The sequence below is a fragment of the Clostridium sp. genome, from assembly GCF_050717635.1.
GTDB lineage: Bacteria > Bacillota > Clostridia > Clostridiales > Clostridiaceae > Clostridium_AD.
On sequence record NZ_JBOITO010000013.1, the window covers coordinates 458,897 to 475,122 of the forward strand.

Below are 16,226 nucleotides of genomic sequence, written 5' to 3' on the forward strand. Positions count from 1 at the left end.
TAACGGGTGGTTCACTTAAGTGTAGTTGAAGCAATAAAAAAATGACTATATTAGCTAAAAAACTAATATAGTCATTTTTATAATTAAAATCTAATTCTACTGCCACCACGATTATTTCGTCTCTTAATTTTTGAAATTAAGAACACAATTAAGACTAAAAGTGCAATCAGTACAATGGCAACTCCGGCATATATAATTATGTTGGCTTTAATGAGAGTGGATTTTGAAATTGTTGGATATAATTTAGAGCTAATTTTTGAATCTCTTTGTTTTAAATCTACTGTTCCCACAGAAGTCTCTTTATCAAGTTTCCATGGATTTATGCCTGAAACGTTAAAAGTAATTTCTGGTTTAATAGCATTTTTATAATAAGTTAAATCTTTTTTTGCAGTAAGTGGAATATCTATTGTTTTTTCTGGTCCTATGAATGGGATAACCTTATAAGGAACAGAAATTGTTTTTAATTCAGTATCTTTTTTATTCAGTACTTCTTTTTTAGCAGCATAACTAAAGTTTATAAGTTTTGTCATATCTTCAAAGACTTTTGTATCTTTTGCATCAGCTTCAGATTTCATAACAACTCCTATGATATGGCGACCGTTACGTTCATATATAGAAACTAAGCATCGTCCAGCCTTTTGTGTAACACCGGTTTTACCGCCTATGTTACCATCTATTCCAAGAAGTTTATTCCTATTTTCTATAATAGCTTCAGGGCCATTAGCTGTTTTTACTGTGCTAGTTTTTTTAGCTATTGACTTTTTTACCCATTCATTTTTGTAAGCAGCTCTTCCTAAAAGAGTTATGTCATATGCAGTTGTAAAATGTTCATCAGTTTTGGCATCCAAACCATTTGGCGTAACAAAGTGAGAACCCGTCATTCCAAGAGATACTGCTCTTTTATTCATCATTTTAATAAACTCAGGGGTAGTTTTACCAACGTTATCAGAAATCATATAAGCAATATCATTTCCGGAAAAAAGAAGAAGTGCATCCATTACATTATCTGCTGACATAGTATCACCTACTGCTATGGGATGTAGATTAGCATTATAAGTAAAAGGTGGTTGTGATTTTGCTAGTGCAGTATAGGTCAAATTGTCTGTTATTTTCATATTTTCTGCAAGTAGTAAGCCTGTAAGTAGTTTTGTAATACTTGCTGGGTACATCTTATTATCAATATTTTTAGTGTAAATAATTTCGTTAGTATCTAAATCTACTGAAATGGCGGCTTTACCAATTAAGTCTAGCGGCTTTTCAGTAGCAAAAACAGTTGTAGAAAAAATTAGTGCGAATGCTAGTGTGAATACTATAAGTTTACTTCTTCTTTTCAATTTTCATCTCTCCATTATAATCAAATTTTATATTTATTGTAGGTAAATACAAAGTTAGTATATCATTTTAAGATATTAAGAACAAGTTAACATTTAATTATGTTTAATATATACTTTTGTTAGCAAAATATAAGAAAGGACAACTATGACAGTAAGATTCTTATCTTATTTTTAATTTTTACTAATAGAGTTACCAATATAGAGTCTACATCCAGTGTAAACCGAAGTAGTGCTTATTATGACTGTGGCAATTGCTACACAAATTAAAATTGTAGTTGCCTGAGGCATAATAGAAAAACTTTCAAGAAATTCTACTTTGTCTGAGTTTGGTGATATTGGTAAATTGAGTTTTAATAAAATTAAGAGACCGTAGCCAATAGTAGCAAATCCTGCATAGACTGAGAGTCTTAAGTTTTTGTTTTTTATAAAAGTAATTGCCATGGCTGCAAAAATAATTATCAAAAATACGAAAATCATTAATAGATTTCCTTTTGATGTATCTATTATTTGATGCACAGCAGATTCTGGAGGTGATTCACTTAAACCAGTGGGGGATATAAGATATACAAGACCAATGATAATACCCATTGCCATAGAACTAAAAGTTAAAATCATGATATATGCTATAAATAAAGTTACTATTGGAAAGAGAAATATATTTAATGCTGTATATTTTCTGCTGACAGGAACGGTTTCAAATAGTCGCTGGTTGCCGTTAAGTACCCTGTTTATCATCCATACAATTACTATAGGTACAGCAATTGCTAAAAAAGCATCTGAAGTCCATGTATTTCCGAAAAATATAAAAATATTCATAAAAAGCATAGTAGCAATAACAAAACAATATAGTAATATGGTTGAAATTGTTGGGGGGCTAGAAGAAAACGGGGGACTTGAATGAGTTAATAGTTTTTGATAAGCAATGATTTTTTTTAACATGTTGTGCACCTCTTTCCTTTATATAGTTTGTAGGATATTAACATTGAGATAGGTAGTATTACTACACAAATACAGGCTAATATATATTCATTGTAATTAGGCATTATTGTAATGCTTTCCCAAAAATACACTTTATCAAGTTCAGTTACAACGGGCAATGTATTTTTAAAGAATAAAAGCACTATGGGAATAAATACAATTATTAATATTGTAAGGAGTTTCCTAAGAAAATTAAGCTTTATAAAGAATATTGGCAATGAGATACTTGCAATTATAGAAGTTATACAGTATATAACTAAGATAGTTTTCCAGCTATTTGTTGGTAGATTCATACCCAAAGTTAAGTTTAATTGTGTAAAAAGCATTATCGCTATGAGCAATAAAGTAGTTGCAACATATATAGATATAAAAACATATAAATAGATGTTTGTAAGCAAATACAATTTTGAAACTGGTATAACTTCATATAATTTATTTTTTGCAGTTATAATGGAATAAACTGCAAACAGTGTAGAAACTGTGGGATAGAATATGAATCCTCCCTCTCCAAATGTTATCATGAAAATAATCAGAATATACATTAGTATAAACGTAAGAAAAAGTGTCGATTTTGAGCGTTTCTTACCACTAGTGAATTTTGTTGAATAACTTAAAAGTTTTTGATAATTCAAAAATTTCTTTAGCATCATTCCACCCCCTTGTAAGAATTTTTGTATTGTAGTTTCTATTGATTTTCATTACTTCGCACCAATATAAACCATAATATCTTCAATAGTTGGCCTAGCAGTTTTTACTCCGTCTAAACTTTTTAGTTTTATATTCTCACTTAATCCATCAAAGCCGAAAATTGTTTCTTTTAATCCTATAATTTCAGATTTGATTTCATTTGTCATAGCTTCTTTCTCAATTTGTACCAGGATATAGTTGTCAAGCATCTCGTCTTTTCCTTTAGTAAAAACAATTTTACCATCATCAATCATAGTTATATAATCAGCAATTTTTTCAAGGTCACTTGTAATGTGTGTTGAAAAAAGTATTGACCTTTTTTCGTTTTGCATAAGCTCTAAAAGTAAGGAAGTTACCTCAGCTCTTGCTATAGGATCAAGCCCTGCTGTAGGTTCGTCAAGTATGATTAATTCTGGGTTATGACATAAGGCCATTACAACTCCAAATTTCATCTGCATACCTTTTGAATATGTTGAAAGCTTTTTATTTGGATCAAGTTCAAAACGTTTCATTAACCCGTCAAATTTTTCATGGTCAAAGGTTTTGTAAAAGGGAGATATCATCTTTTTTATCTTCCTAGGTTTTAGATTAAGGGGATAAATTAAACTATCGAAAACAACTCCTATTTTCGCTTTAACGATTTCTTCGTTTGAAAACATAGGGACACCGTCGAATAACACTTCTCCTGATTTTCTTTCAAGTATATTAAGTATTGTTTTAATAAGGGTGGTTTTGCCTGAACCGTTCTTTCCTATAAAACCCATGATAGTTCCCTTTTCTATTGAAAAACTTATATTATTTAAAGAAAAATCTCCTATTTTTGAATTCAAGTTTTTAATCTCCAAAGCCTTATTTGTCATTTTAACTACCTCCATATATTTCATTTATAACACTATGCATTTCCTCAGGGGATATGCCTGAAGTATCTGCAAATTCTTTAATTTCAAGGAGCCGTTCCCTGAGCATATCAAGGTATATGGCTTTTATTTTAACCCTGTTAATCTCTGCTACAAAGCATCCTCGTCCTTGTAAATTTACAACCATACCCTCTTTTTCAAGTTCTTCATAAGCACGTTTTACGGTTATGATTCCAACTTTCAAATCCTTTGCCATAAGCCTGATTGAGGGTAATTGTTCCTTAGATTTTAGATTTCCACTTAAAACCATTTCTTTTATCTGATTCTGTATTTGTTCATAAATGGGTGTTTGCGAAAGGGCAGATATAAGAATATTCGTGCACACCACCTCCTTGTCTACTGTTATTATACAATAGATACAGTGTGATGTCAATAATTTCTTTTGATTACAATTAATCCTTTATAAAATTTATGAGTAATATTTATGTCTATTTGTGTGTGAATTAGTAAGCTAATGTGGAATATAAAAGAGGATAGTTGAAATTTATGGAGAATATTAGTTGTTAACTAGATTTAAATTAACTATATGAAAAATTAGGGTGGAAATTATGATTAAAAGATTAAGAATTTTAATATTAAAAGAATTGAAAATTATTATAAGACATAAGGAGTGGCTTCTAGCTTCTTTATGTCTTCCGTTTATAGTGTTTTTTATACTTTCCTTTTCATTTAAAGACATGATGAAAAAAGAATCTGATATTTCCCCAATAGTTGTTGCTATAGTGGATAAGGATAATAGCACGGCAAGTAAGCTTCTATTAGAAAATTTTAGTAATAATAAAAACTTTTCAAATTTTATAAATGTTGAAGTATGTACAAGTGGGTCAGCTAATGAGAAATTTAATAACAGTTTATTAACTGGAATAATAGAAATACCTAAAAACTTTTCTGAAAGCTTGATTGCTATGGAAAATCTACCTTTGGAGATAACTCTAAATTCGGATGAACCTCTTAAAAGTTCCATACTAAAAAATGTTATGCAGGGGTATTCACGGATTATCGGAGCTGTGGGAATAGGAGTTACTTCTGTTCAATATTATATGGATAAATATGATGAGCCTACGGAAAATAAAGTTAAGGTAAATGATTTTTTATCAAGAAATTTAGTTTTTACCGCATTGGGTAGATCTAGATTTTTTACTTATGAGCCTCACAACGATATTCCGTCTACCACATCTGTAGAATATTACATTATTGCAATAGCAGTACTTTTATTAATGTATATGGGTATAGTTTTAGGAAACTTACTTATTAAGGATCGGAATTCAATGGTGATTAAACGACTCCTTATCACTCCGGCTACTTCCTTTGAAGTCATATTAAGTAAGTGGATAGCATATTCTACTTATTGTGTTGTGCTTTTAATGATTTTTATAGCACCTATATTTATATTTTATAAACTAGATATAGGGGATATAATGAAAAATTTATTTGTGTTTATAATAATCAGTGTAGGATTTATAATAAGTTTTTACATAATGCTTGCTACTTTTTTTAGAAGTGAGGAGAGTTATATTTTGATGACTAATATATATGTATTTGTATCTGCAATTATTGGTGGGAGCTTTATACCACTCACAATGATGCCTGAAAAGATAAGAAATATTTCTAAATTAACCCCTAACTATTGGATAATAAAAGGGGAGATGTACATAATAAATTTATATTCTCTTAATGATATTAAATTTATTATAGGGGGGATGCTCTTGCTAACACTATGCATGTTAATGACCTCCATGCATATGCTTAAGAGAGGTAAGAGGAAAATACAATGGATAGTATAAGAATACTAATAGCTATAAGAATGAAAATATTATTTAGGAAGAAAATATTTATTATACTTAGCATCCTTGCGCCTCTAATTTTATTGTTGTTTGTTGCAACTATTTTTACTAAGCCATCTTTTTTAAGTAAGGTGCCGATAGCTGTAATTGATGAAGATAATTCTTTGACTTCTAAGAGAATATTAGAGGGGCTTGGTCAAAGCAATTCGCTGAAATGTACAGTTATTAAAAAAGCAGATATCAGTAAAAATCTTAATGATAATTTTGTGCAAGGGATATATATATTGAATTCTGGATTAGAAGAAAACATAGAAAAACAAAGATTTGATGAATTGGTAACTGTTCATTATTTGCCACACAATGTTTTTGCACCAGGAATTACAGACGTAATTGCCGGTGAAATATTGTATTATGTCTGTGGGGTCAAGGCTGCTAGCACAGGTGCTAAGGCAATAAGTGAAAATGATGAAAAAAAAGTTTATGATGAAATCATAAAGTATAGTTTAAGTCATATTAATGATCCTGATTTTAATTTGCCGCTAAAAGTAAATTCTATTTCTCCAAATACTAAAATAGAAAATACGGTTATGATTAAAGGAGATATTGTATCTAAGCAGTTTTCTCTGGGAATGGTTATAATTTTTTCTACCTTGTTTTTATTATCGGGAAGTGCAACAATAATGAAAACTAGATCATCAGGAGTTTATAAAAGAATTAAGGCATCTGGAGTGGCATACTCTTATTTGCTTTTAAGTGATGTAATAAGTATTATGCTAAGTGGAAGTTTTGTAGTTTTATTGCAATTTAGTTTTTTATATAAAATAATGGATATGCATAGTTTAAAAAGCTTTGGTTTAGTTGTTATTGTTTGTATAATCTATATGTTTTGTATGTCGAATTTATTTGTACTGTTAACTCGCATATTCAAAAGCCACATTACTTTTCAGAGCGTTATGCCGGTGTTTATATTGTTTATGGGACTGATTTCAGGTTGCCTCTGGAGCACAGAACTGATGCCAAAAAAAATAATTCAAGTTGCACACTTAATGCCAACATATTGGATACACAATGCTATAACAAAGTTAATATTATATAATGGAGTTATTAATGATATTTTATTGAATTTAATTTATTTGGTCCTTTATGGAATAATATTTATGGTTATAAGTTTTATAATAGAAAAAAACAGAGCTTTTAAAAATAACCAAGCTTAGGTTATAAATTTGGAGGTGATTAATATGATAAATAAGTTAGAACAAATATTTGCGGATAGAAAGTCTAAGGTAATAGGTGAATTTAAGGAAAGTGCAGTTATGATATTACTTGTGGAGGATTCAGAGGAGTTATCAGTGATATTTGAAGTGCGTGCACATAAATTAAGGAGTCAGCCAGGTGATGTTTGTCTGCCAGGAGGTCAATTGGAACGCGATGAAAATCCAAGGGAAACTTCTATAAGAGAAACTATGGAAGAATTAAACTTAAAAAGAGAGCAAATTCAAGTTATAGGAGACATGGATTATTATATAAGTCCTTATGGAAATATAATGTATGCTTTTGTGGGTAAGCTAAAATATGGAGAAATAAATCCTAGCCAAGATGAAGTGGACCACATATTTAAAGTTCCACTTACATTCTTCTTAGAGAATGAACCACTGCTTTATAAAATGGGGATAGGACCTATAAACCAAGAGGGTTTTCCTTTTCATTTAATAAATGGAGGTAAAGATTATAAGTTTAGGAAAGGGTATTTAGATGAGTATTTTTATGAGTATAATGGATATATAATATGGGGGTTCACAGCGCAAATTATTAAAAGCTTTATTGATATACTATTAAGTGGTGCCACCCACGTGGCAAGTGGCAAGTTACAATAAATTTTAAAATCAAGTGCCACCCACGTGGCAAGTGGCAAGTTTAAACTGATATTATAAGTTGGATTATTTGCCTGCTACAACTTTATTTTGCGTAAGGAATAATGAAACACTTACTACAATTACAGTTAAATAGACAAAGACATATATAATTGAAATTAATCCTGCTGTATGGAAAAATTTAAGATAGATAAAAACACTTATTGAGATTATGGTCCAAAACAGAGAAACATAAGCCATTTTATTATTTCTGTCTCTCCAATTATCAGGGTCTTTCATGGAGCCAATAATTTTATCACGCCTTTTACTTTTCTCTCCGGTGTTAATCACAATGAATTTGTAATACAAGAAAAATATTAATGCTATTATAAAAATGCCTAAAAATACATAGGATAAGGATATACTGGTAATATTCAAAAAAATCACTCCTCTTATAAGGTGACTATAAAATCACACTTTATATGATTAATATGTCCTGAAAGTTAAAATATATGTTTATTTTTGTTTTATAAGTTATAATTATAAAAGTGATAATATAAAAAACAATTAAAAGGAGAAAAATAAAATGAAAGAAATAAATGATTGGCATAATGGAATTATAGGTTCAAGAGTAGTAGAAGCACTTGAAAAAAATGGTTTTAAAGCTATTTATTTTCCGAATGGTGAACAAACCTCAGAATTTATAATGAATAATATAGTTAAAGGGGACAAGGTAGGTTTTGGAGGATCAATGACTATAAAGAAGCTTGGTATACAAGAAAAGGTGAAATCTATGGGAGGTATTGTGCTAGATCATGGTGACCCAAATTTATCCCCAGATAAAAAAATGGAAACTATGAGGGGAGAGCTTGTTTGCGATGTTTTTCTATGTAGCTCTAATGCTGTAACTTTAGAGGGAGAACTTGTTAATATTGACGGGGTAGGAAACAGAGTGGCGGCAATGAGTTTTGGACCTAAAAAAGTAATTGTTGTAGTAGGAGTTAATAAAATCTGTAAAAATGAAGATGCAGCTTTTCAAAGACTAGAACAAATCGCAGCACCAAAGAATAATAAAAGGCTAAATACGCCTAATCCTTGTACTAAAATTGGAATTTGTAGTGATTGTAAATCAGATTCTAGAATTTGTAGGATTTATTCAGTAATTAAGAGAAAACCAATGAAAACTGATATTACTGTGATTGTAATTGGTGAAGACTTTGGGTTTTAATAAAATAATTTTATTGGATTGTTATAAAAGAGTGGACAATTAAATATAATAACAATATAATTGAATTATAGAAATAATTAAATATAACATGTAATTATAAGAGGGAATGTGGTTTAATGCCACAGCAGCCCCCGCTACTGTAATCATGGACGACGGGTATATTACCACTTGACGTAATTTAAAAGCGTTAGGGAAGGGTACCTTTAGGACGAAGTGAAAGCCAGGATATCTTTTATAATTATAAACAATACAATATCTTCGGAGGGAAGGTAAAGGCTTATATTATATAGACCTTTACCGAACTTTTAAGTTCGGTTTTTTTGATTTTCAGGAAGTATCAACAGGAGGAGTTATGGTTAGTGAAAGCAGTAAAATTCATGTTTTAACAGCAGCACTACTAGGACTAAATTTACTTGTAATAACCTTTTTATGCAGAAATCCAATGGTGCTGGCAATAATTTTTATGTTCTGCACTATCACTATGTTATACAGCGGAAATATGCAAAAACTTAAAAATGGCTTTAAATATTTTATTCCTTTTTCTATATTAGCAATAGTGGTTAATATGATATTTGTGGCTCAGGGAAGTACTACACTATTTTATTTGTTTGGAGGAAAATTCACATTGGAAGCTTTACTTTATGGTGCTATATTAGCATTTAAACTTTTAGTGGTAATTTATTTATTTATGGTAGTTTCAATAATTATAGATACAGATGTGGCATCATCCTATTTTTCTTCAAAACTACCAAAATCAACATTAACTATTATGATTTCGCTTAAAATATTTCCTAATATGAAAAATAGAATTATAAACTTAAAGGAAATATATAGCATAAGGGGTGTTGACTTTGAAAGCAAAAAGCTAAAAGAGAAAATCAAAAGCAATATACCTGTATTATCTGTTTTGCTGGAAGATTCCTTAGAGGGGGCTTTTGGTATAGGCGAAGCTGCCTATGTGAGAGGGTTTTTAAGTGGTAAAAGAACTGTATATGATAAACCTAGGCTCCAAACAATTGATTATTTAATAATTATAGGCAGCAGTGCTGCAATGATTTTTTATTTGATAATAAAGGCAAGTGGATTAGATGACTTTGATATATATATGAAGGTTAGCACGTCACAACTTATAAATTATTGGGTTATAGTCCTACTAATACTAGTGATCACAATAGAAATTATTCTAGCTGAAAAAATAAAACATAAATAATATTACTACAGGGAGCAAAGAAATGTCATATATAGAGATGAAAGAACTAACCTACTACTATCCTAAAGAATCAAACCCGGTACTTAAAAATATAAATTTAAAAGTAGATAGAGGAGAAATTTTATTTGTTGTAGGAGAATCAGGCTCAGGAAAATCAACGTTAGCTAAATGTATTTCAGGAGCTGTACCAAATTTTTATGGAGGTACGATAAAAGGCAGTGTAACAATAGATGGTAATGAAGTAACAGAAATGGAACATAGTACGCGGGCAAATGAGATAACTATGGTTTTTCAAGATCCAGAAAGTCAATTGATTATGAATAAAGTTCACAGGGAGATTGCTTTTGGACTTGAAAATGTTGGAGTTGAAAGCTTTGAAATGAAGAGAAGAATTTTTGAAGCTATGCAGTTTTCTAATATATTAGACTTAGCAAATAGAGACATTAATACTCTATCCGGTGGGCAAAAACAGAGAGTTGCAATAACTTCTGCAATAGTTTATTTACCAAATTGTATTATTTTAGATGAACCTACGTCGCAATTAGATCCAGCTTCTGCAGAAGATGTTATTGGACTTATAAAGAAAATAAATGACGAACTAGGAATTACCATTATAATCATTGAACAAAGGATCCATAAATGCTTTGATATTGCTGATAAAATCCTTATATTATCTAAAGGAGAAATAGCTTTTTCAGGAAGTAAACAGGAGCTTTATAATGAGACAGATAAGGATCTCCAATTGTTTCTACCTGATTATTTAAAAATATCAAAAGAGTTAAATATTGCAAATATGCCTTATAGTTTAAGAGAAGCAAGAAGAGCTATTGATGAATTTACATATGAATATAAACCGAGCTCTCTAGAGGAAAGTTTACCAAACAAGGAAGAACTTATAAAAATCCAAAATTTGAGCTGTAAATATGATGATGATTTAGTTATTAGTGATTTAAACACTAGTATAAAACAAGGCGAATTCATTGGTATTATGGGTGCTAACGGTGGTGGGAAAACAACTTTTCTAAAATCACTTATGGGCCTTCTAAAATATAGTGGTAGCGTTAAAGTAAATTTTAGTGGACAGTATAAAGAAATTAAAAAGCTGAAAATCAAAGATATAGCAAGGATTATAGGATACATTTCACAAAATCCTAATGATTATATTTCAAAGGAAACTGTCTATGATGAATTAAAGTTTACTTTAGATAATTACAATATTAAAGATTACGAGGTTATAGAAGATACTCTAAAAGCTTTAGATATTTACAAATTAAAGAATAGAAACCCAAGAGACCTTAGCGGTGGTGAGATTCAGAGAGTTGCCATAGCCTCAATTTTGGTTCTTAAACCCCGAATTCTACTTTTGGATGAGCCAACTAGGGGATTAGATTTAAAGGTAAAAACAATGCTAGGGGAAATATTACAAGAACTCAATAAAAATGGGACTACCATAATACTCGTAACTCATGACGTGGAATTCGCATCAGAATTTTGCAACCGATTTTTATTAATGTTTAATGGTGAGATAGTAGGGGATGGGAATCGTTTAGAGGTTCTTGGTACGGGAATTTATTATACCACCACAATTAATAAGATCTTTAGAAATAGTAATAGTAATATTTTTACTTTGAAAGATTTTGCTTTTAGTAAAGTGCATTCAAATAAGCTTGATTTGAAGGTGAGATAGTGAAAAAAATTACAATGTATTTTACATTTTTAGTTCCAATACTTCTAATAGTGCTGGGTATAAAATATAAGAGTTATATTAATATGTCCTTAAGCGTAACTTTAGCTGTGTTTTTAATAATATTTTTAAGCTATTTTTATTTTGAAAAAAGCTCAATGGGAACTAAAGAAATAGCAGTTATTGCTACCTTAAGCGTATTTTCAGCAATTAGTAGATTACCCTTTGCAGCCATAATAAATGTTCAACCCACAACCTTTTTAGTAGCACTATCTGGACTTGTTTTTGGACCTTATGAAGGTTTTTTGGTTGGGAGCACTGCAGCTTTTATATCAAATATATTTCTCGGTCAAGGGCCCCATACCCCTTGGCAGATGCTTGCCTGGGGTATAGTTGGAGCACTCTCAGGCTTAATAGGTAAAAGAGGAAAAAAACTTTCTGTAGAAAAGTTTGCAATTATATGTTTCTTATACGGATTTTTGTTTGATTGGATAATGAATTTATGGTCGGTGCTTATAATATTAGACCCAATCAGTATTAAAGGCATTATAACCATTTATATTACAAGTGTTACTGCAGATATAATGCATGCGGTGGGAAACTTTATTTTTACTTTGATTTTTTACGAAAGCTTTTACAAAGTCTTAACTAGATTTAAAAGCAAATTAGAAATAACTTATATTAAAAATATCAAAAAAAATTAGGGGGAAATAATAATGAGAAAGACAATAAAAATGAAGATTTACACTATGGCTTTGGTACTAATATTCGTAATGGGTCAAATTCTTGCAGGAACTAGCACAATGGTTAGTGCTGTAGAAAATGATTTTCAGGTTTCGGTGCAGGTAGAAGGATTCGATAAAATAATTACAACAGGAAAATCTAGTAAATCAAATGGGTTTGAGGCTTTAAAAGAGGTATTAGATAAAAATAATATCCCTATGGTTTCTACTGATGGGAAAAATGGTAAATTCATTGCAGAAATTGATGGAATAAAAAGTGGCAAATTTGGTGGTTATGATGGGTGGCTTTATGCAATAAGTAGAAATAATAGTTATGAAAATATTGTTTCAGGTATTGATGGTTCCACGTTAAAAAGCGGAGATAAGCTTATTTTATATTATGGTGATATGGGAACTATGACGGCAAATAAAATAGATTATTCAACTAAGGATGCAAATGTTGAACTAACTATAAGTTTAAATAATGCTTATGAAGATTGGACAACAAAAAAAGAAATAATTCAACCTATTAAGGGTATAAAGGCTAAGATTGATGGCACTGAGGTAGCAGTTGTAGATAATAAAATTACACTAAAAGAAGGACTTGACGCTGGAAAACATACGCTTGAGCTAAGTGATTTTAGAGCTGATGGATCTCCAAAAGTTGTTTATGACAAAATAGAATTTACTATAGGAAAAGAAGTAACAACAGGCGTTAATGATAATGAAAATAATGCAAGTGAAGACGTAGATAATACTACAATTGCAAAAGAAACTTCTAAAGCAATAAATAGTTCAGTGGCAGTTGTAAAAGCAAAGGGAATTGATACTTGGTCTGCTGTTAGTTTAAATAAATTAGGTGAAAAGGTAGACACTGCCTTCTTAAAAGAAAGTGTGGAAGATATCAAGACAAATGGAGTGAAAGATTTAAACAACACAGACATTGAAAAATTAATTATAGGCTTAACGGCATCTGGCTATACACCTTATAATGTGGAAGGTCATGATTTAGTTTCAGAACTACTAAATAGGGATATAGATACATTTTTAATTAATGATGCAGTGTTTGGAATCTTTGCTTATAATTACGCTAACATAAAGGGTGATTACAAAGTTACTAAAGAAAAACTAGCTGATATTATAATGAAATCAAAGTTAAGTTATAATGCAGATACAAATAAAATGGTAGGATGGACTTATTATGGGGACAAAATAGATCCAGATATGACAGGAGCAGCTATAAATGCACTATCAGAATTTTATAGTACGAAACCAGAGGTGAAAGAAGCTATTGATGCTTCAGTAAATACTCTATCCATATTGCAAAATGAAAGCGGATACAGCGTTAGTCAATATGGTTTAGCTAGTGAAACTACAGCGTTTGTTATATTAGGACTTACGTCAGTAGGAATAAACCCAGAGGGAGAAATATTTAATAAAGCCAAAGGGGATTTAGTTTCAGCACTATTATCCTTTAAAGCAAAAGATGGAGGGTTTAAGCATTTAGTAGAGGAAACTAAGTCAAACTACACATCAACAGAACAGGTACTTAGAGCGCTAATAGCACTTAAAGAATATAAAACTTCTGGGAAATATGATTTTTACTCTAGCGATATTAATTCAAAAGAGTTACCAGTTTTTTCTCTAGCGGACAATACAACAACGGATACAGTTACAAGTAAAGCAGAGGCTGGTAAATTACCTCAAACGGGGTCTGTTATTGATACTAATATTCTTATAGTTTTAGGAATGCTATTTATGGTTATAGGAGTGTTGTATACAAGAAAGATTAGAAGTGAAAAATAATGTATAGTCTAAAAATGCCGTAATGTCAAAATAGAAGAGAGTGATTTAGTTGAAAAAGAAAATATTACTTTTAGCTACAGTTATATTAATAAGCGTAGGGCTTTTAAGTGTTACAAAAATTGTACAAGATAAGTACCTTAATAAAAATACCGCTGAAGTGCAGCAAGAAGAAAAAGACTCAACTTCAGAAAAAGTTGTTGTAAAAGAAAAGGATATACAAGAACAAATGGTTAAAGAGGAAACAGTTAAGGATGATGTTAAACCGGAAGTTAAGAAGCAGGAAACAAAAGCGGTAGTGGAAAACAAAACAACAAATACAAAGGCTAGTAGCACTGGAAATGCAGTGGTTGCAAAGAAAAAAGCAGTAGTTGTAAAAAAAGCAGCACCTTCTAAAACTCCTGAACCTAAAAAAGAACCTAATTTAATAATTAGAGATGATATCTCGGGTAAAATGATTTTATCTGTATATGTAAACCTGGAGAATAAAACAGTAGCTGATATTACACGCAGTGAATTAGATAGCAAGGGTATTAGCTATAAAGCAACAGGTAGAGGGGGAACAACTTACTTTACAATGATTAATAACCTTAAAGAAAGGGGTGGTGGCAATCCCTTAAGCGGTTGGTGTTATTATGTAAATGGAGTTAAACCAGGCATAAGCTGTGGAGCAATAAAACTTAAGTCAGGTGATGTTGTAAAATGGAAATATTTAATAGATGCGGTGAATAATTAAGGCCATTTTCAGGCACATTTAAATTTATATTTAGAATTTTCAAAAAACACTGTAATTTATCGCTTAAATATCTTATAATGCTATTAAGAGTAGTAAATTATGGGAATGAGGTGATGAAATGTTACAGTGTCCTTTTTTAACAACAGCGGAAGAAGAAGTTAATTGTTTTAAGGAATGTGCACTATACAGATGGGCAGATAATGGTGGCAATTGTCCATTTCTTGAACTTAAAGCTTTTAAACCACTAATCATTAAAAATCATTCAGATTATGATTTATTTAGTGAGGATAAAGAATCCCCTTTAAGACTATTATATAAACAAACTTATTCATAGAGTTATAAGTACTAGTTTATATTATGCAATAATTGGATATAATTAATTTATAGAGGGGTGAATTATATGGAAAGAACCTTGGTTTTAATTAAACCTGATGGAGTTAATCGTGGACTTATTGGGGAAATTATCAATCAATATGAGGAAAAATCGCTTGAAATTGTAGCACTTAAAATGATGATTGCTACAAAAGAAAGTGCTGAAAAACATTACAGTGAACATGCAGGAAAGAACTTTTTTGAAGAGTTAATAAATTATATTACCGAAGGCAAGATTTGTGCAATTATTTTAATGGGCGATAAAGCTGTGGATGTAGTAAGAAAAATAAATGGAGATAAAGATCCTACAAAGGCAGAGATTGGAAGTATAAGAGGAAAATTTGCTTTAGATAAAACTCAGAATTTAGTTCATGCATCTGATAGCACTGAAAGCGCAGAACGTGAAATTACAATTTGGTTTCCAGAGCTTACACAAGGCGCGTATGATAGAACTGTGGATTTATTTGCAAAAATTCCTGGACCATTAGTAAACGTATAGTTTATTTAAATGGCCATAAAAAAACTAACCAAAAACATTTTGGTTAGTTTTTTTATTATTAGTGAGAACCACAATTTCCAGAGCAACCGCCACAAGATTTATCATCACTTTTAGAGCAATTAGGTTTGCTGTTTTCTGGTAATTTTGTTTTAATCCAAAAGCGAGAATCTTTGTAGGCTATTATGAGTTCTGCAATATTATCTATAAGAGTTTCATCATATAATATTTTTAAATCACCAATGGTGTTTTTAATGTCTCCTGCTTTAAAATTGTCTAAGATGATTTCTGTTTTTGTAGTATTGCAACAACCACTAGCGTTCACAAATCTGACGCTGTCATAATCTTCGCTCCATTTAATCATTTTTGTAAGCTCTTGATGAGCATCCTTTGAGAGTTTAATTTTTAAAGTTTGTTTCATAATT

The 16,226-nt window shown here is 30.6% G+C and carries 19 protein-coding genes and 1 riboswitch; of the genes, 12 read left to right on the plus strand and 7 right to left on the minus strand.

Going from position 1 to position 16,226, the window contains the following annotated elements; genetic code table 11:
* Nucleotides 1–83: 83 nt before the first annotated feature.
* Together ACREWB_RS08095 and ACREWB_RS08100 are read right to left on the minus strand one after the other, a co-directional pair.
* Nucleotides 84–1,334, minus strand: a complete 1,251-nt coding sequence (locus ACREWB_RS08095; RefSeq protein WP_431546946.1) for a D-alanyl-D-alanine carboxypeptidase family protein — start codon at nt 1,332–1,334, stop codon at nt 84–86.
* A 171-nt stretch (nt 1,335–1,505) separates the two neighbouring features.
* Complete coding sequence (locus ACREWB_RS08100; RefSeq protein WP_431546947.1) at nt 1,506–1,928, minus strand: hypothetical protein; 423 nt, start codon at nt 1,926–1,928, stop codon at nt 1,506–1,508.
* Here ACREWB_RS08100 and ACREWB_RS08105 point away from each other — a divergent pair.
* Complete coding sequence (locus ACREWB_RS08105) at nt 1,909–2,235, plus strand: hypothetical protein (protein ID WP_431546948.1); 327 nt, start codon at nt 1,909–1,911, stop codon at nt 2,233–2,235. The genes ACREWB_RS08100 and ACREWB_RS08105 overlap by 20 nt on opposite strands.
* Before the next feature lie 31 nt (nt 2,236–2,266).
* Here ACREWB_RS08105 and ACREWB_RS08110 read toward each other — a convergent pair whose 3' ends face one another.
* The 3 genes from ACREWB_RS08110 to ACREWB_RS08120 are packed head-to-tail and all read right to left on the minus strand — an operon-like array spanning nt 2,267 to nt 4,241.
* Nucleotides 2,267–2,962 (minus strand): ABC-2 transporter permease, encoded by a 696-nt coding sequence (locus ACREWB_RS08110; RefSeq protein WP_431546949.1) that lies wholly within the window; start codon nt 2,960–2,962, stop codon nt 2,267–2,269.
* Nucleotides 2,963–3,010: 48 nt separating this feature from the next.
* Complete coding sequence (locus tag ACREWB_RS08115; RefSeq protein WP_431546950.1) at nt 3,011–3,859, minus strand: ABC transporter ATP-binding protein; 849 nt, start codon at nt 3,857–3,859, stop codon at nt 3,011–3,013.
* A gap of 1 nt (nt 3,860) precedes the next feature.
* Nucleotides 3,861–4,241, minus strand: coding sequence for a GntR family transcriptional regulator (locus ACREWB_RS08120; protein WP_431546951.1), 381 nt, complete (start codon nt 4,239–4,241; stop codon nt 3,861–3,863).
* 223 nt (nt 4,242–4,464) lie between these two features.
* Here ACREWB_RS08120 and ACREWB_RS08125 point away from each other — a divergent pair, with 223 nt between their 5' ends.
* The 3 genes from ACREWB_RS08125 to ACREWB_RS08135 are packed head-to-tail and all read left to right on the plus strand — an operon-like array spanning nt 4,465 to nt 7,574.
* Nucleotides 4,465–5,700: an ABC transporter permease gene (locus ACREWB_RS08125; protein WP_431546952.1), complete on the plus strand. Its 1,236-nt coding sequence runs from the start codon at nt 4,465–4,467 to the stop codon at nt 5,698–5,700.
* Nucleotides 5,688–6,914 (plus strand): ABC transporter permease, encoded by a 1,227-nt coding sequence (locus ACREWB_RS08130; RefSeq protein ID WP_431546953.1) that lies wholly within the window; start codon nt 5,688–5,690, stop codon nt 6,912–6,914. The genes ACREWB_RS08125 and ACREWB_RS08130 overlap by 13 nt, the downstream gene beginning before the upstream one ends.
* 24 nt (nt 6,915–6,938) lie before the next feature.
* Nucleotides 6,939–7,574, plus strand: coding sequence for an NUDIX hydrolase (locus ACREWB_RS08135; RefSeq protein WP_431546954.1), 636 nt, complete (start codon nt 6,939–6,941; stop codon nt 7,572–7,574).
* Nucleotides 7,575–7,637: 63 nt separating this feature from the next.
* Here ACREWB_RS08135 and ACREWB_RS08140 read toward each other — a convergent pair whose 3' ends face one another.
* The gene (locus tag ACREWB_RS08140; RefSeq protein ID WP_431546955.1) at nt 7,638–7,988 is read right to left on the minus strand and encodes a hypothetical protein; all 351 of its coding nucleotides are present in this window, start codon (nt 7,986–7,988) and stop codon (nt 7,638–7,640) included.
* Nucleotides 7,989–8,136: 148 nt separating this feature from the next.
* On the opposite strand from ACREWB_RS08140, the gene ACREWB_RS08145 reads away from it, so the two are divergent.
* The 8 genes from ACREWB_RS08145 (at nt 8,137) to ndk (ending at nt 15,804) form a co-directional block, all read left to right on the plus strand.
* On the plus strand, nt 8,137–8,778 hold the full coding sequence (locus tag ACREWB_RS08145) for a lactate utilization protein (protein ID WP_431546956.1): 642 nt from the start codon (nt 8,137–8,139) through the stop codon (nt 8,776–8,778).
* A 51-nt stretch (nt 8,779–8,829) separates the two neighbouring features.
* Nucleotides 8,830–9,029, plus strand: a riboswitch (cobalamin riboswitch).
* Nucleotides 9,030–9,130: 101 nt separating this feature from the next.
* Complete coding sequence (locus tag ACREWB_RS08150) at nt 9,131–9,988, plus strand: energy-coupling factor transporter transmembrane component T family protein (RefSeq protein ID WP_431546957.1); 858 nt, start codon at nt 9,131–9,133, stop codon at nt 9,986–9,988.
* A 22-nt stretch (nt 9,989–10,010) separates the two neighbouring features.
* The gene (locus ACREWB_RS08155) at nt 10,011–11,675 is read left to right on the plus strand and encodes an ABC transporter ATP-binding protein (protein ID WP_431546958.1); all 1,665 of its coding nucleotides are present in this window, start codon (nt 10,011–10,013) and stop codon (nt 11,673–11,675) included.
* Nucleotides 11,675–12,376, plus strand: coding sequence for an ECF transporter S component (locus ACREWB_RS08160; RefSeq protein WP_431546959.1), 702 nt, complete (start codon nt 11,675–11,677; stop codon nt 12,374–12,376). The genes ACREWB_RS08155 and ACREWB_RS08160 overlap by 1 nt, the downstream gene beginning before the upstream one ends.
* A gap of 12 nt (nt 12,377–12,388) precedes the next feature.
* Entirely contained in the window at nt 12,389–14,200 is a 1,812-nt protein-coding gene (locus ACREWB_RS08165; RefSeq protein WP_431546960.1) for an LPXTG cell wall anchor domain-containing protein, read from the plus strand.
* A 49-nt stretch (nt 14,201–14,249) separates the two neighbouring features.
* Nucleotides 14,250–14,933: a DUF4430 domain-containing protein gene (locus ACREWB_RS08170; RefSeq protein WP_431546961.1), complete on the plus strand. Its 684-nt coding sequence runs from the start codon at nt 14,250–14,252 to the stop codon at nt 14,931–14,933.
* Nucleotides 14,934–15,051: 118 nt separating this feature from the next.
* The gene (locus tag ACREWB_RS08175) at nt 15,052–15,267 is read left to right on the plus strand and encodes a hypothetical protein (RefSeq protein WP_431546962.1); all 216 of its coding nucleotides are present in this window, start codon (nt 15,052–15,054) and stop codon (nt 15,265–15,267) included.
* A 66-nt stretch (nt 15,268–15,333) separates the two neighbouring features.
* Complete coding sequence (gene ndk, locus ACREWB_RS08180; RefSeq protein ID WP_431546963.1) at nt 15,334–15,804, plus strand: nucleoside-diphosphate kinase; 471 nt, start codon at nt 15,334–15,336, stop codon at nt 15,802–15,804.
* 58 nt (nt 15,805–15,862) lie between these two features.
* On the opposite strand, the gene ACREWB_RS08185 is transcribed toward ndk, so the two are convergent.
* On the minus strand, nt 15,863–16,222 hold the full coding sequence (locus ACREWB_RS08185; protein WP_431546964.1) for a hypothetical protein: 360 nt from the start codon (nt 16,220–16,222) through the stop codon (nt 15,863–15,865).
* Between the last annotated feature and the right edge of the window lie 4 nt (nt 16,223–16,226).